Annotated in this window: 13 protein-coding genes; 5 read left to right on the top strand and 8 right to left on the bottom strand. The window is 62.9% G+C overall.

Features of this window, described 5'->3' with window-relative positions; all coding sequences use genetic code 11:
* Positions 1 to 116: 116 nt before the first annotated feature.
* The gene (locus ACFY68_RS14350) at positions 117 to 725 is read left to right on the top strand and encodes an SCO family protein (protein WP_387528316.1); all 609 of its coding nucleotides are present in this window, start codon (positions 117 to 119) and stop codon (positions 723 to 725) included.
* Complete coding sequence (locus ACFY68_RS14345; protein WP_346612910.1) at positions 725 to 1,213, top strand: copper chaperone PCu(A)C; 489 nt, start codon at positions 725 to 727, stop codon at positions 1,211 to 1,213. Before ACFY68_RS14350 ends, ACFY68_RS14345 begins: the two co-directional genes overlap by 1 nt.
* 34 nt (positions 1,214 to 1,247) lie before the next feature.
* Here the strand turns inward: ACFY68_RS14345 and ACFY68_RS14340 are convergent, their stop codons facing one another.
* The 8 genes from ACFY68_RS14340 to ACFY68_RS14305 form a co-directional block, all read right to left on the bottom strand.
* Complete coding sequence (locus ACFY68_RS14340; protein ID WP_346612911.1) at positions 1,248 to 1,475, bottom strand: hypothetical protein; 228 nt, start codon at positions 1,473 to 1,475, stop codon at positions 1,248 to 1,250.
* Positions 1,476 to 1,550: 75 nt separating this feature from the next.
* Positions 1,551 to 2,384, bottom strand: a complete 834-nt coding sequence (locus ACFY68_RS14335; protein ID WP_387528311.1) for an AraC family ligand binding domain-containing protein — start codon at positions 2,382 to 2,384, stop codon at positions 1,551 to 1,553.
* Entirely contained in the window at positions 2,381 to 2,695 is a 315-nt protein-coding gene (locus ACFY68_RS14330) for an AzlD domain-containing protein (protein ID WP_254480475.1), read from the bottom strand. Before ACFY68_RS14330 ends, ACFY68_RS14335 begins: the two co-directional genes overlap by 4 nt.
* On the bottom strand, positions 2,692 to 3,393 hold the full coding sequence (locus ACFY68_RS14325) for an AzlC family ABC transporter permease (protein WP_387528308.1): 702 nt from the start codon (positions 3,391 to 3,393) through the stop codon (positions 2,692 to 2,694). The genes ACFY68_RS14330 and ACFY68_RS14325 overlap by 4 nt, the downstream gene beginning before the upstream one ends.
* A gap of 108 nt (positions 3,394 to 3,501) precedes the next feature.
* A complete protein-coding gene (locus tag ACFY68_RS14320) occupies positions 3,502 to 4,197 on the bottom strand; it encodes a sel1 repeat family protein (protein ID WP_387528305.1) in 696 nt (231 codons plus the stop codon).
* Positions 4,198 to 4,353: 156 nt separating this feature from the next.
* Complete coding sequence (locus ACFY68_RS14315; protein ID WP_387528302.1) at positions 4,354 to 5,436, bottom strand: hypothetical protein; 1,083 nt, start codon at positions 5,434 to 5,436, stop codon at positions 4,354 to 4,356.
* Positions 5,437 to 5,476: 40 nt separating this feature from the next.
* The gene (locus ACFY68_RS14310) at positions 5,477 to 6,103 is read right to left on the bottom strand and encodes a LysE family translocator (protein WP_387528300.1); all 627 of its coding nucleotides are present in this window, start codon (positions 6,101 to 6,103) and stop codon (positions 5,477 to 5,479) included.
* A gap of 2 nt (positions 6,104 to 6,105) precedes the next feature.
* A complete protein-coding gene (locus tag ACFY68_RS14305; protein WP_387528297.1) occupies positions 6,106 to 6,888 on the bottom strand; it encodes a YqcI/YcgG family protein in 783 nt (260 codons plus the stop codon).
* Between the two features lie 160 nt (positions 6,889 to 7,048).
* Between ACFY68_RS14305 and ACFY68_RS14300 the strand changes: the two genes are divergently transcribed.
* The 3 genes from ACFY68_RS14300 to ACFY68_RS14290 all read left to right on the top strand — a co-directional run bounded on the left by ACFY68_RS14300 (position 7,049) and on the right by ACFY68_RS14290 (position 14,984).
* Positions 7,049 to 7,969, top strand: coding sequence for a LysR substrate-binding domain-containing protein (locus tag ACFY68_RS14300; RefSeq protein ID WP_387528294.1), 921 nt, complete (start codon positions 7,049 to 7,051; stop codon positions 7,967 to 7,969).
* A gap of 60 nt (positions 7,970 to 8,029) precedes the next feature.
* Complete coding sequence (locus tag ACFY68_RS14295; RefSeq protein ID WP_387528291.1) at positions 8,030 to 10,390, top strand: DNA polymerase II; 2,361 nt, start codon at positions 8,030 to 8,032, stop codon at positions 10,388 to 10,390.
* Positions 10,391 to 10,469: 79 nt separating this feature from the next.
* Positions 10,470 to 14,984 carry an NEL-type E3 ubiquitin ligase domain-containing protein gene (locus tag ACFY68_RS14290; protein WP_387528288.1) on the top strand — a complete coding sequence of 1,505 codons (4,515 nt, stop codon included), beginning with the start codon at positions 10,470 to 10,472 and terminating at the stop codon, positions 14,982 to 14,984.
* Positions 14,985 to 15,020 lie beyond the last annotated feature (36 nt).

Raw genomic sequence — 15,020 nt, 5'->3', positions numbered from 1 at the left:
TGCAGGCCATCACCGCCTTGGTCGGGTAGAAGCCCGCGGGGTGCCATGCAAGAATGCCCCGGTTTTTCGGCCGGCCCGCTTCTGGGGCCGGCACCTTCCCTGTAAAGGATGGTTCCATGAATGATCTGTTGACCCGGCGCGCGGTAGTCGCCGGGATGGGCGTTCTCGGGCTCGGCCTGCTGGCAGGCTGCAACCCGGCCCGGGGGCTTGAGTTCAAGTACGGCAAGAACATGAGCAACGAGATCCTCGGGCGTAAGTTCCGCCTCAAGGACCCCCAGGGCAACGACGTCACCCTGTCGAGCTTCTACGGCAGCATGCCGATGATCTTCTTTGGTTTCACCCAGTGCCCGGCGGTCTGCCCGACCACGCTGGCGCGTGCGGCGCAAATCAGGAAGCTGCTCAAAGGTCGCGACCGCGAACTGTTCCGCGTGGTGTTCATCACCCTGGACCCGGAGCGCGACACCCCGGAAGTGCTCGATGCCTACGTCAAGGCCTTCGACCCGACGTTCACCGCGCTGACCGGTACACCGGAAGAAATCGCCGAGGTGGCCCGAGAGTTCAAGGTGTTTTACGAGAAGGTTCCGGCCGGTGACACCTACACCATCTCTCACTCGTCCACCAGCTACGTCTACGATACCCGTGGCACCCTGCGCCTGAGCCTGGGCCATTCGCTGAATGCCAAGGAATGCGCGCAAGACCTGCTTACACTGATGGAGATTTGCTAATGGCTGTTTCACTGCAACCGATCAAGCGCGGCCTGGCCGCCATCGCCTTGCTGGGCCTCGCGCTGCCAGCCCTGGCCCAGACCACCGTAAGCGATGCCTGGGTGCGTGCGAGTGTTGCCCACCAGCAGTCCACCGGCGCCTTCATGACCCTGACGGCCAGCAGCGACAGCAAGCTGGTTGGCGTGGCCTCGCCCATCGCCAAGACCGTGCAGGTGCATGAAATGACCATGAACGGTGACGTGATGGGCATGAAAGAAGTCAAGGCTGTCGAGCTGCCTGCCGGCAAGCCGGTGAGCTTGGACCCGAACGGATACCACGTGATGCTGATGGGCTTGACCCAGCAAGTGAAGGAAGGCGAGAAAGTACCGCTGACCTTGACGGTCGAAGATGCGCAGGGCGCAAAGGAAACCCTGAATGTGCAGGCAGAAGTCCGTGCACTCAACGCCGAGATGGGCGGTGGGCACGACCACATGCACATGAAACACTGACTTGAACGGGGCCGCTTATGCGGCCCCGCTTCATTCAGCTGCGAAAGCGTGGCAGAGGCCTTTCGAGGGTCAGCGAGGTCAAGGTCTTGCGAACCTGGGCTTCATCGGCCTCCAGGGCCTTGAGGCTGGCGCGGATCTTGCCAGCGACGGGCACATCGCCCTGCCGGTCGATCCAGTCGGCAATCTCCTTGCAGGCACTGCTCAGGGCAGCCTGACGCTGGTTCATCAGCGATATGAGGGTGGTGAGCTCTCTTTCGGACATGGCAGGATCCTCCATTCAGCCCTGTCAGTGTAGCAGCGGCTGGGGCGATTGCCTGGGGCCGGGTGTCGCAGTGGCCTAGCTGTGCAGGCAAGCGGTGCGGTAGGCGCCCGGCGTTACGCCATAAGCTTGCTTGAACTGTCGGCTGAGGTGGCTCTGGTCGGCGAACCCCAGGTTGAACGCTACGTCGGCGGCGGCCAGCCCACTTTTCAGCAGTTCGCGGGAGCGGGCCAGGCGCCGCTGTTTGAGCCAGGCATGCGGCGGCAGGCCAGTGGCCTGGCGGAATACGCGCGCGAAGTGAAAGGGCGATAGGTTGACCGCCGCTGCCAGCGCTTCCAGTGACGGTGGATCCGCCAGTTGGCTTTCAAGCAGCTCGCGCGCGCGGGCAACTGCCAGCGGTTCGCTCCCGGGGGCGCTTGGCGCCGGGCAGTGGCCGTGGCGCTGCACCAGTGCCAGCACCGCCTGGCGCCAGGCGGTCTGTTGCTCGAGTGCGCTGGCACCCGACTCGGACAACTGGTGCACCTGGCTGAAGGCGCGCGCCAGCTCCGGGTCCTGGATCACGCTGGCGTTGAAGCGCGGCATGCCATGCCGGCCCAGTTCCAGCTCATCCAGCACCCCGGTCACCCGTTCATGCTCCGGGTAGAAACCGCGGTAGCGCCAACCGGCTTCATGGGCCGTGGCGCCGGTGTGCAGTTCGTCCGGGTTGATCAGCACCATGCTGCCGACCGGCGCCAGGTGCTCGCTGCCGCGGTGCCAGAAGCGCTGGGCGCCGGACTCGATCACGGTGAACACGTAACCTTCATGCACATGCGGGGCGAAGCGCTGCTGGAAATAGCGCGCGTGCAGCATCTCGACGTCGCCCAGGGCGGGCGCTTGCCAGAGGTGGGTCTGTTCGCGCAGGGGGATGGTCATGCCAGCCAGCTACGCAGCAGGAAGAAGATCAACATGCTCACCAGCATGCTCAGCAACACGCTGCGGGTCAACAACACCAGGGCGACGGCCACCAAGGCACCGAGCAGGTAGGGGTTGAGCGGGCTCAGGTCCAACTGGTGGCCGGGCAGGAAGATGATCGGGCCGCAGATTGCCGTGAGCATGCCCGGTACGGCAAAGCCCAGGAACTGCCGCGCGTTGGAACTCAGGCGCAACGGCAGGCGTGGTTCGAGGAAGGCATAGCGGTTGAGGAACACCACGGCACCCATGGCGAAGATCAGTAGCCAGGTCATGCGCGGCCTCCGAAGTATTTCTGGCAGATGAAGCCGGCGGCCATGCCCAGCAGCCCGGCAGCCACCAGCGCGGTTTCCCAGTGCCAATAGCTGAACAGTACCGAACAGAACAGCGACACCGCCACGCATACCACCGTGGCGGCATTGCGGACCAGCGGTGCAATCAGCGCGACAAAGGTGGCGACGATGGAAAAGTCCAGGCCCAGCTGGTCCAGGTGCGGGATGTTCTGGCCCAGCACGATACCGGCCAGGGTGAACAGGTTCCAGGCCACGTAGAACGTCAGCCCGACACCGAGTGCGTACCAGCGGTTGAACTGCTGCTGGTCATAGTGGCTGGTGAGTGCAAAAAACTCGTCGGTCAACAGAAAGCCCAGGCCCAGCCTCCAGCGTAGCGGCTGGTTCGACAGCACCGGGCGCATGGACAAGCCATAGAGCAGGTGCTGTGAAGTCAGCAGCAGGGTGGTTAGCAGGATCGACAGCAGGTTCGCGCCGCCCTTGAGCATGCCGATGGCTACCAGTTGCGCAGCCCCGGCAAAGACGATCGCCGACAGGCCCTGGCCTTCCCAGGCGCTGAGGTTGGCCTCGATGGCCATCGAGCCTGCGAGCAGGCCCCACGGGGCGACGGCCAGCGATAGCGGTAGAATGGCGATGGCGCCGTGCAGGAAGGCCTGGCGGGCAATGGGCGGACTTCTGTGCATGATGGTTGCGACACTGTTGTTCGGCAGAGCAGCATGCCAGAGGCTGGGGCGGGTGGCTTGAACGATCTTGCTCGTTTGGCGCCGCCCCGCCCACTCAAGGCAGGCGTGTCACCGCTGGCTGGTCAAGCGTTGCTGGGCCGCTATACAGCCATTGATTTCCACGGCCTTCTGCAGCAGGGATCGGCTGTGTTGCGGGTCCAGGTCACCCAGCAGGCGGTAGACCTCGGCCTGGTAGTCACGCTGGCGTCCCCACTGCATCTGCAGCCCCTGTGGCTGGCTGCGGCTGCACGCCAGGCGGGTGGCGGGCTGCGGGTAATAGGGTGCATACAGCGTGGCCATGCTCGGGATCGCTTCGAGGGCTTCGCGATAGGCTGGGCTGGCGTTGAACCCCGAGCACCAGGTGGCTATCGCCGTGGCCGGCGGGGCAAAGCCCTGGTTGAGGCTGGCCTCCAGTAACGGGCAGGCGGCATCGGGTATCTGTGCCGCAGGCAGGTAGGTCGTGTAGTAGAGCGCCAGGCGATACTGGGCCACAGGGTGGCCGAGTTCCACCGACTTTTTCAGCAGTGCCACCGCCGTTGGCAGCGTGCGGGCCAGTGCCTGGCCTTGCCGGTTGAGTTCCGGGTCGCCGCCAACGGCGGTACGCAGGGGGCTGGCACTGTCATCGGGGTTGTCCGCCTGCTCCAGCAAAGGCAGCGCCTGGCGGTACAGAAGGTCGGCGTGGGGGTCGATGCGCGCTTCGAGCGCTTGTGCGGCCAACGGTGCCAAGGTGACGAGCAACACCGGCCCCAGCGCTGCGCGGCTCACGTAGGCGCCTCGCAGCAGGTGAAGCCACGGTGGGTAGCCAGGTACAGGTGGGCAGAATGGGTGTTCATCACAGGTACGCGTGCGCCTCGGGCGAATCGGAACGACTGCCTATTCTAGCCAAGCCTAGGGGCAGACCGAAAGGCCGGCGGTCAACTGTCAGACGAGCTTGATCGGCGTGACCTTGCGTTGCGCATGTTTTTCCTGGGCAAGGCCCAGTTTGGCCGTGATCACCTTGGCCAAGGCATTGTTGCCCAAATCGTTGAGGTGCAAGCGGTCGATGAACAGGTCAGTGCCGAAAACGGGCGAGCTGCTGAGCATGCTGTTCATGTCGTAGCAAGGCACCGGATCGGCCTGGCTTTTGATGCGCCTGAAGAATGCCATGTGCAGCTGGCTGTCGAAGGCGCCATCGAGCAGGCGGTCGAAATTGGCAGGCTGGCGTTCCACCGCCGCCAGCATGGCTTGCTCACCGGCAGGCAGGGTTTCGCGGCACCAGGGCAGCAGCGGTTGCAGAATAAAGGTAAGGGTGGCGTGGCTGTCGGCCAGCATCCGCTCCCACTGGCGCAAGGTGCGGCCAATGCTGTCGGCAGCGTGGGCCAGGCGCTTCTCCGGCGGCGATAACGACCAGCCCAAGACCTGCCCCTGCCGACGCGGCGCCAGTGCGTGGCCAAGGCGTTGCCACAGTGAATCCCGGCGCGTCGGGCTGGTGGGGTGCAGGCCTTCGTTGAAACTGTGCAGGTAATCGTGATGCGCCTTGGCGTGCTGCAGGTCGTGCGGGCCCGCCAGCACCTCGCCCAGCGCCTCATGGGCCAAGGTGTTGAGGCCGCTGAGCACTACCACATGGCCCACTTCGCCGAGGCGGTGCTGGTGGGTGAGAAACAGCAGCAGCTCCTGGCTCGCATTCAGCCCACAGCCCGCGAGGCTTAGCCACACTTCACCGGTCAGTATCGACAGCTGCGAGGCCACCGTATGCTCGTCGGAACTGGCACCGATACCCAGTGCGGTCGAGCCGCCGACCAGCAGGTTGACGCGTGCCGTGCCGCCGCGTTCGGCGGCGGAAAAGCGCTTGCCGGTGCAATGGCTGTAGCGCAGCCCGAGTGCGTCGGTGTTGATGGTACCGGAGCGGTAGCCACTTTCGTGCACATGCAGGGTATGTGGGGCGCGCCGAGTGCCCAGTTGCAGGAAGCGCTGGTAGTCCGGTTGCAGCGTCGAGGCGTGCGTTGCGGGGTAGGACGAGGTCATGGGCGGTCCTTCGGCTCTGGCGTGGCTGTCGCTTTGGGCTTCAGCCCGCCAGCTCCTTGAAGTTGTAGGCCAGGCCGCCGACGGCGATCAGCAGCAGGGCAACCCCTGAGGCCAGGGAAATCACGCGGTTGCTGCGCTGCGAGGCGAGCTTGCCGATGGCGAAGATGTACAGGCTGAGAACAGCGAAATCGATGGCCACCCAGAGCAGTGACAGCACCACCATGCTTTTGCCGAACGATTCGGTGATCTGGATGAACTGCGGGAAGAAGGCGATGAAGAAAATGATGTCCTTCGGGTTGGAAATACCTACCATGAACCCTTGCCACAAGCCGCCGCGCCCAGCTTTTGCCGGTTGCGCCTCGGCTTCGGCGGCAGGCGCCTGCAGGCACTCGCGCAGAGTGCTTACGGCGATGTAGCCGATGAACAGGCAGCCCAGCAGGCTCATGCCGCTAAGCCAGGCCTTGTCGATGGCCGCGCTGGTCAGGATGACCCAGGCAGCGGCGCCGATCAGCACCAAGGATGCCCAGTTGGTGCCGACGGCGGTAAACATGGCCTTGCGCGAGCCAGAGGCCGCGGCGGTGTTGACGATCAATGCCACCACGGGGCCAGGGGTGGCGATCAGTAGCAGGACGGTCAGGGCGTAGGTGAGGGTCAGTGCGGTATTCACGGTCAATTCTCGATCTGTGTGTCGGGCGTGGCGTGGGCGTGGGCATGAAAGGGGCAGCGCGACGGGTTGAGCGAGCCTGCTTCCTGCAGTTGGTATTGCTTCCATTCAAAATTGTCGGCCTGGCCGAAGAAGCCCAGGCTGTCGGGCATGACGCCGTCGTTGTAGTGGTGCACCCGTTCGCGGATGCGTGCACGAATCCGCTTGCCGCTCTCGGTGCCGGCGTTGGCTACTTCGTCGAAGTTTTCCCGCGGGTTGATGACGAAGGTGATGTGGTTACCCAGGTTGCGGCTTCTCATCTGCCGGTGGCCGGGAAAGTTCATGTTGATGAACAGTGGCATGCCGGCGTAGCAAAATGACCAGCCACTGTCATCGGGGTCGCTGGGTATCGCCTGGGGCCAGGGGTGCGGGTCGCGCGCGTGCACGCCGCGCAGTACCTTCCAGGCTAGCGCCTGTTGTTCGGCAAGGGTGCTGTCGGCGGCCGTTTCGAGAAACACCACCAGCGGGCTGCCGATACGTTGCTTGGTTGGCACGGGGGTAATGGTGCGGACGTAGTCGGCGAGGCCTTGAGCGATGTCGTCGGCCAGTTGTTCGGCCCGGGCGAACAGAATGTGGCAGGATTCGCCAGCCACCGCCTTGCGCCCGAACAGGCAAGGGAAGTCAGGGTTGGCGAGGATGTCGCGAAAATGTTGTATGGTTTTGTGCGTCCAATGCTGCGTGTTCCGGACATGTTCAGCGGCCAGCTCTAGCGCATCCAGGCGATAGCAGTTTCCATAACCCGTAAACATGATTTCCCCAGGCGTTTGATTAACAGAAAGTTACAGACATATGCAGGCAGGTTATTGGCTTATCTTTGTTATTTACCTGCATTTTCTGAGACGCAGTTAACGTTGTAAAACGCGTGGAACTATGACCTACTATTAGTCTTACTCATGCTTCGGGGGCGTCATGTCGGAACGGATTCAGGCTTTGCATGCATTGCGTGCCTTCGAGGTCGCCTCGCGTTACGGGTCGTTCACCCGCGCGGCTGAAGAGCTGGCGCTGACCCAGGGCGCCGTCAGCCACCACATCAAGACCCTTGAAGGTATGTTCGGCTGCGATTTGTTCGAGCGCCGCGGCCCCAAGTTGAGCCTCACCGAACACGGGCGGCTGCTGTCGCAGGAGCTGAAGGTCGGCTTCAAGATCATCGAAAACGCTTGCGCGCTGCTGCGTCAGGACCGCTACGGGCTGCGCCTCAAGGCACCTTCGACGCTCACCGTGCGCTGGCTGCTGCGGGCACTGGATGCCTTCAAGAAAGTCGACGACAGCTGCAGCGTGCAGCTGTCGAGCGTGTGGATGGATATCGACACCGTGGACTTCTACTCCGAGCCCTACGATTGCGCGTTTCTGCTGTCCAGCGGCAGCTTTGCCGCCGATATCGAGAGCTTCAAGCTGTTCGATGAATGGCTGATCCCGGTGTGCCACCCGGACTACATGGCACATGAGCAACCGGCACTGGGCGATTTGCGCCAGTGCGAGCTACTGCACCCGTCACCGGACCGCCGCGATTGGCGCCGCTGGCTGGCGCGCATGGATGCGCTGGACATCAGCATCGACCAGGGCCAGGTGTTCGACACCCTCGACCAGGGTATTTCCGCAGCCCAGCAGGGCCTGGGCATCTCGGTGGTCGACCTGGTGCTGGCCAGTGCCGACCTGGGTGCCGGGCGCCTGGTCACGCCGTTCAAGCATGCCGTGGCGACCGGAGACGGGTATTACATGACCTGGCTCAAATCCAGCCCCAAGGCAAGGCAGATGCACAAGTTGCGCGACTTCCTGCTGGGCCAGTTGCCACCGTTGGCCTACAAGGACATCAACTACCTGTACGGGTGATTGCCCACACAAGGGTAGAATTACCCTTTCCGACCTATCGGTTGCACCGAGGACGACGCAGTGGAGTTGCAGCAGGGCTTTGTCCTGACCCGGCATTGGCACGACACGCCCGAAGGCACCTGCGTGGAGTTCTGGCTGGCCACCGACCAGGGGCCACGCCTGTTGCGCCTGGCCCCACACGGTTCAGTGATGTTCATCCTGCAGGCGCAGGCGGAGCACGCGCGGCTGTTGCTGGCCGGTGAAACAGGTGTTGAACTCAAAACCCTGAGCCTGCGTGATTTCGAGCACCGGCCAGTAATGGGTGTTTACTGCCGTCAGCAGCGGCAACTGATGCAACTTGAACAACGCCTGCGCAGTGCCGGCGTAGAGGTGTTCGAGGGCGATATCCGCCCGCCAGAGCGCTACCTGATGGAGCGCTTCATCACGGCGGCGGTGCAGTTCGCCGGGCACCCGGATGCCCAAGGGGTCATCTGTGATGCTCAACTCAAACCCTGCGCGCACTACCGCCCGCCATTGCGTCTGGCATCGCTGGATATCGAAACCAGCGAACGCGGCGAGTTGTACAGCATTGCCGTAGAGGGATGTGGCCAACGCCAGGTATTCATGTTGGGCATTGCCAATGCTCAGGCCAGTAACGTGGATTTCGACCTGCGCTACTGCCCCGACCGCGCTGAGCTGCTTCACTGCCTGAACCAGTGGATGGCCGAACACGACCCGGATGCGATCATCGGCTGGAACCTGATCCAGTTCGACTTGCGCATCCTGCATGAGCATGCCAAACAACTGCAGGTGCCGTTGACGCTGGGGCGCAATGGCGCGCCCATGACCTTGCGTGCCCACGCCAACGGCGGCCATGTGTTCGTAGACGCACCTGGCCGGCTGCTGATCGATGGCATCGAAGCCCTGCGTTCGGCCACCTGGAGTTTCCCCTCGTTCAGCCTGGAGAACGTCGCCCAGACGCTGCTGGGTGAAGGCAAGGCGATCGATACGCCTTACCAGCGCATGGACGAGATCAACCGCATGTTCGCCGAGGACAAACCGGCCCTGGCCCGTTACAACCTCAAGGACTGCGAGCTGGTGACGCGTATCTTCGCCCATACCCGGTTGCTGGAGTTTCTGCTCGAGCGCTCATCCGTCACCGGGCTGGCGGTGGACCGCAGCGGCGGTTCGGTGGCGGCGTTCTGTCATCTGTATATCCCGCACATGCATCGGCTTGGCTTCGTGGCGCCTAATCTGGGCAGTCGACCGGATGAAGCCAGCCCCGGTGGGTTCGTGATGGATTCGCGCCCGGGCCTGTATGACTCGGTGGTGGTGCTCGACTACAAAAGCCTGTACCCCTCCATCATCCGCACGTTCCTGATCGATCCGGTGGGCCTGGTCGAGGGCTTGCGCCAGCCGGATGACACGCACTCGGTCGAGGGCTTTCGAGGCGGGCGTTTTTCGCGCAGCCTGCATTGCCTGCCGGCGATCGTCGAGCGTGTCTGGCAGGGCAGGGAGGAAGCCAAGCGCGAAGGCAATGCGCCGTTGTCGCAGGCCCTGAAGATCATCATGAATGCCTTCTACGGCGTGCTGGGTTCAAGTGGTTGCCGGTTTTTCGACCCGCGCCTTGCGTCATCGATCACCATGCGTGGCCATCAGATCATGCGCCAGACCCGCGCGCTGATCGAGGCGCGGGGCTACGACGTGATCTATGGCGACACCGATTCCACCTTCGTCTGGCTCAAGGGCGCCCATGGTGAGGAAGCTGCGGCCCGCATTGGCCGCGAACTGGTGGCCGAGGTCAACCAGTGGTGGCGCCAGCACCTGCGCCAAACCATGGGCCTGGAAAGCGCGCTTGAGCTGCAGTTCGAAACCCATTACCGGCGCTTTCTGATGCCGACCATTCGAGGTGCCGACGAGGGCAGCAAGAAGCGCTATGCCGGGCTGGTGCAGCGCGCCGATGGTAGCGAAGACATGGTGTACAAGGGCCTGGAGTCGGTGCGTACCGACTGGTCACCGTTGGCCCGACAGTTCCAGCAAGCCTTGTACGGGCGGATCTTCCGCGGCCAGCCGTACCGCGATTATGTACGCGGGTTCGTTGCGCAGACCCTGGCGGGCGAACTGGACGAGCTGCTGATCTACCGCAAGCGCCTGCGCCGGCCGCTGGCCGACTACCAGCGCAACGTGCCACCGCATGTACGCGCCGCGCGCCTGGCTGATGACTACAACCGCCGCCTTGGTCGTGCGCAGCAGTACCAGAATGGTGGCTGGATCAGCTACGTGATTACCACGGCGGGCCCGGAACCGATGGAAAACCTGCAGTCGCCGATCGACTATGACCATTACTTCAGCAGGCAACTGCAGCCCGTGGCCGATGCCATCCTGCCCTTTGTCGGTGACGATTTTGCGGCATTGACCGACCGCCAGTTGCTGTTGTTCTGAGCGCTGGCGTTAGCTATCTAACGCCTCGATCAACGTGCCCTGTCTAGGCTGGCCTCTTTATTTTCAGGAGGCTTCGAGCATGGTTACCCCATCACCGCCAGATGAGCATCGTTACCAGCAATTGCGTCGCGCCAGTGAGGCTTTTCAGGATGGCATCATCGGCGAGCGGCTGCCCTCGTGGCTGCGCAAAGCACCTGCTGAGCAGCTTCCGGCATTGGCCGACGCACTGGCCAAGAGCCTGCAGTTTCGGCAACAGCTGGGCGCGTTGCAGACGCGTATCGAAAACATCGACGATTTTGTGGCCTCGGCAATGGAGGACGCACTCGCGCAACGTCATGGCGTCAGCTACAACCTGCGTCGATTGATGTTTCTGCAAGGCCGTCGAGAGCCGGTCATCAACGCTCAACCCGTAGGGGCCCACCTCACCAGGGTGGTGTACGAGGAAAAACCGCTGCTCGAAGTGGTGTTGCGAAACTTTACTTCCGAGCAGGCAAGGCCTGGCGGCCAACCCGTGGGCAACCGCCTGCTCACACCGCGGCAGGTCCAGGGCAAACCACCCACGGCCATCGAATTCGCCGCGTTGTGCCGGGAGCTCGACTTGGGGGAGGCTTATCAACGTCATCTGGATGCCATCCTCAAGCCCGCTGGGGACGAGAAACGCGTGGAGGCGCTGCTGGTCAACACCAGCCGCTATTCGATGCTGGTGGATGCGTACAAAGCCAGGCTGGATGAGACCCTGGACGACAGTGAGCTGAAACTGATAACCGCCATGTGCATTGATGGCAAGTTATTACGCCTTGCGGGTGATCTGGTGGTGGCCAAGCGCCTGACGTTACTGGGCTGTGCGCTGGAACAGATTGTTGTGCTGGATGTGATCGACCAGGGGCCGCTGCTCGATACTACGCGACGGCTATTGATCTACGTGCCCGGCGACCCGGTCGCGCCTTGGCGGGCATTCCAGAGCCTGAGCGCCCTCAACCGCGAGCTGGGGCACCACTTGCGCGTCAAGAGCTATCAGCGGTTTTTCAGCCGGTTCGTGCTCCGACGCGATAGCTCGACATTCTTCGCGAGTGTGGTACCTGCTTTCGACGGTCTTCCCGACTGGGCAGGTTTTGACTTGAAGCCACGCCTGCGGGCTTATCCAGAGCCGTTGTTCAACAGCCTTGCTCAATCGCGGATCCGCCAGATCAAAGACGATGCGTCGGTCATCGTGATGCCGGTGGCCCAACTCGATCGTGACCTGCAGCGCGCCCATGATGAGCGGCTGGCCGCAGAAGGCTGGGCGTTGCTCAATATTGCCGGGTTGTTTGTACCGAGCATTGGCCTGGTGTTGTTGGCGGTCACTGCGTGGGAGCTGCTGGGTGAGGTTTATCATGGCATCGAGGCTTGGCATGACGGTGATGCTCAGGAGGCGCTCGACCACATGACCCACGTGGCTACCGACCTTGCTGTGCTCGCGGCCACCGCAGCAGGCATCACGGTCGTCCGGCGCTTGTGGACGCGCTCTGCGGTAGTCGACGGCATGCTGCCAGCGCGGCTGGAGGACGGCAGCACCAAACTCTGGAAGCCCGACCTTGCTCCGTTCCGCAGCCTGCTGCCCAGCGCTGCGTCTGCGCCCGATGCGCTGGGTGTCAGGCGGCTTGAGGGTGAGGCCTGGATCGAGATGGACGGGCACCACTATGCAGTGACGCAGCACCCCGACAACGGCCAATGGCAGCTTCGCCCGCGCGCCCAGCATGGTCCTGCGCTGCGAAATAATGGCGCCGGAGCCTGGCGCCTGTGGAGCGAGCAACCGTCCGAATGGAATGACACGCACCGCATGTTCCGACGCCTCGGCCCCCCTCTGGATGCCATGAGCGATGAGCAGATTGATGAGGTAATGAGCTTTCATGGATTTGGCGCAGATCAATTAAGGGCTCTGCACGTCTACGGACGAGCGCCGCAGCCAGGCTTGCTGGATAGCGCAGAGCGTTCAAGGCTCGACCGGCGCATACGCGCGATGGTCAGCCGTTTGCGCGGTGGTGAGCAGGTTGACGACATCACGGTGCTGCAACACGCCCAGAGCCTACCAGGTGCCAATGGCCTGTCGGACCAGGCACTGGCCGAGTTGGCCTGGGCCCAGCGTCGTAATTTGTTGGGGCGCATGTATGACGCTGTGCAAATCACCGACACTGCCAGCAGCACGTTGCTGCGCCGGGTGTTTCCTGGCCTGCACCGGCGTGCCGCGCAAGGGTTGCTGCGCGCAGCTTCTGGGGATGATCGCAGGCGCTTGTTGGCGAGTGGCCGTGTCCCGCTACCCTTGGCTGAAGCAGCCAGGGGTAGCGTGCAGGAAATTCGCCAGGCGCGCGTGTTCGAAGGTTTCTTCCTGGACACGCCACAGAACGCCGACCTGGCACGCGTTGCCTTGGGGTTGCTCAAATACCTGCCCGGCACAGCCGAGGGTATACGTTGGAGGTTGTTCGAAGGCTATCTCAACGGGCCGTTGTTGATGTCCACCGAAGAGGGGTCCCAGGCATTCGATCTGGTCCACTTCAATGGCGCGTTCCAGCTATTCGATGCCCAGGGTGGGCGATCTGGCGAGGCGGGGGAGATGTTCGACGTCATCGCCTCGGCATATGCACCCAGCCAGCGGCAGGCCATGGCGGTGGGTGACCCATTCGCACATAACCTGCGCGTCATGTTGGGCCGCTTGGCGCTGCAACGTCGTACCGAGGTCGAGCGGTTGCTCGGCTTGCAGCGCCCCGGCGCTTTCCGGGCACCACAGCGGGTCAGTGACCGTCTGTTCGGTTACCCCCTGGGGGGCTGCAATTCGGGTGGGCTTGGCCGTGTCGACAGGTCGCTCGCGGCAATCGTGCGGGACTTGTATCCATCCTTCAGTGATGAGCAAGTGGCGGTGTGGACCGAACATGTGCAGTTGTCGGGCCGTCGGGTAGAAGAGGTTCTGGTTGAGCTGGGTGAGCAGTTGACTGTGCTGCAGAACAGCCTCTCAGCGTGGGTGGCGGAGTCAGACGGTGCTGTGAGGGAAGACCGGATAGACGTATTCGATACGCTGACCGACTGTTGGCGGCATACCACGGACGCCGGGCAAGCCCATCTCAATATTGACCAGGACTACCGCATGGTCCTGTACAACAACAGGCCTGGCGGGTTGCCGGAAATACCGGCCCAGGTCAGTTTTTCACACGTATCGGATCTGTCGCTGCTGCGCATGGAGCTGCAAGAGGTTCCAACGAGCTTTCTGCTGGCCTTCCCCAATCTGAGAGCGCTGGATCTGGGGGGCAACGTCTTGACGCGTTTGCCGCAACCGTTGCTGCAAATGCGGCACTTGCGCCAATTGACCCTGACCGACAACCAGATCGTCCTGAGCACCAGCCAGGCCGCTACCCTGGCAAGCGCCACTGGGCTGGAATACATCGACCTGTCCCACAACCCGCTGGGGCGCACATTCAGCCTCAGAGGGCTGAGTGCACTGCGCTGGCTGAGCATGCGTAATACGGGGGTCAACCGCTTCCCGGAAGGGGCGAGCGATCACCAAGGGTTGCTATACATGGATATGCGCGAAAACCGTATCAGGCACGTCCCAGAATGGTTCTATCAAGTACCTGTCGCATTTCGAAGAAGGATCAGACTGGCCGGAAATCCTTTTGACGAAGCCGAGCTGGTACGTGTGCAAGCGTCTCTGATGGCACCTCTTGCGCCGCCTGATGAGGCGCTTCTTCGTGAACAGATCAATCGTGCCCGCGAGGTGTGGGGTGATGCTGTCGGGCCGCGTTATAGAGGGCTGCTCGTGGCCGCCTGGGAAGCAGTGGATGCAGGGGAGCCGGCAGACCGCTTCTTCCGCGTGCTGCAGCAACTGCTGCATTCCGCCGACTTTCACATCGATGCTCAGGCACTGGCGCAGCGGGTACTTGGCCTGTTGCAGGCGATGGCGAACGAGCCAGCCCTGCGTGAGCAACTGATGACCGTTGCCAACGATGAATGGGGCTGCCAGGACGGCGCTACCTGGTGCCTGAGCAACCTTGAATTGAACAGGCTGGTATGGAATGCCCAGTCCGGTGATCACGGGAGTACCGAGCAGAGCTTGATTGATCTGGGGCGGCGTTTGTGGCGTCTGGACGAAGTTGACCGCCTTGCCGTACAGGAGATCATCGACCGCGGCGGCAATCCCGATGAAAGCGAGGTGGGGCTCGCCTATCGCCTGGGTTTGCGGCATCGGCTCAACCTGCCCATCGAGGTGGGCGAGATGAGTTTTCGTCCCCTGGCAGGCGTCACTCAGGCGCACCTGGCCCGGGCTGAAGCGGCTGTCTATCAGGCCGAGACGCAGGAAGAGGTGGCACGCTCTCTGGTTGATCGAACATTTTGGCAGGCGCATCTGGAGCGCGCTCAACCCCATGGTTTCGCTCAGGTGGACCTCCCATTCCGCCGCCGTCTGGACGCAGTACTCGACGACGAGGCACTCACGGACGAGGAGCGGCGTGACCAATCGGATGCCATTCTGGGGGAGCAACGGGCGGCGCGGCGTGGCTTGATGCTGGATATGACGCTCAGGCTTCTGGCGTCCGGCCCGGCGGACCCTCCCATCGAGGTGCGCTGACAGTCGCCGAGGAAGGCAAGGCCTTGTACTGTTTTG

The sequence above is a fragment of the Pseudomonas sp. NPDC012596 genome (assembly GCF_042902325.1).
In the GTDB taxonomy this organism is placed as follows: Bacteria; Pseudomonadota; Gammaproteobacteria; order Pseudomonadales; family Pseudomonadaceae; genus Aquipseudomonas.
The sequence above is the reverse complement of the archived record's forward strand: the minus strand, read 5'-3'. Positions and strand labels throughout refer to the sequence as shown.

What these genes read in the sequence shown, in the direction of transcription:
- ACFY68_RS14330 (WP_254480475.1), bottom strand. Translation starts at nt 2,695, where the DNA reads ATGACCTGGCTACTGATCTTCGCCATGGGTGCCGTGGTGTTCCTCAAC.
- ACFY68_RS14300 (WP_387528294.1), top strand. Translation starts at nt 7,049, where the DNA reads ATGTCGGAACGGATTCAGGCTTTGCATGCATTGCGTGCCTTCGAGGTC.
- ACFY68_RS14290 (WP_387528288.1), top strand. Translation starts at nt 10,470, where the DNA reads ATGGTTACCCCATCACCGCCAGATGAGCATCGTTACCAGCAATTGCGT.
- ACFY68_RS14350 (WP_387528316.1), top strand. Translation starts at nt 117, where the DNA reads ATGAATGATCTGTTGACCCGGCGCGCGGTAGTCGCCGGGATGGGCGTT.
- ACFY68_RS14335 (WP_387528311.1), bottom strand. Translation starts at nt 2,384, where the DNA reads ATGACCATCCCCCTGCGCGAACAGACCCACCTCTGGCAAGCGCCCGCC.
- ACFY68_RS14315 (WP_387528302.1), bottom strand. Translation starts at nt 5,436, where the DNA reads ATGACCTCGTCCTACCCCGCAACGCACGCCTCGACGCTGCAACCGGAC.
- ACFY68_RS14340 (WP_346612911.1), bottom strand. Translation starts at nt 1,475, where the DNA reads ATGTCCGAAAGAGAGCTCACCACCCTCATATCGCTGATGAACCAGCGT.
- ACFY68_RS14345 (WP_346612910.1), top strand. Translation starts at nt 725, where the DNA reads ATGGCTGTTTCACTGCAACCGATCAAGCGCGGCCTGGCCGCCATCGCC.
- ACFY68_RS14325 (WP_387528308.1), bottom strand. Translation starts at nt 3,393, where the DNA reads ATGCACAGAAGTCCGCCCATTGCCCGCCAGGCCTTCCTGCACGGCGCC.
- ACFY68_RS14305 (WP_387528297.1), bottom strand. Translation starts at nt 6,888, where the DNA reads ATGTTTACGGGTTATGGAAACTGCTATCGCCTGGATGCGCTAGAGCTG.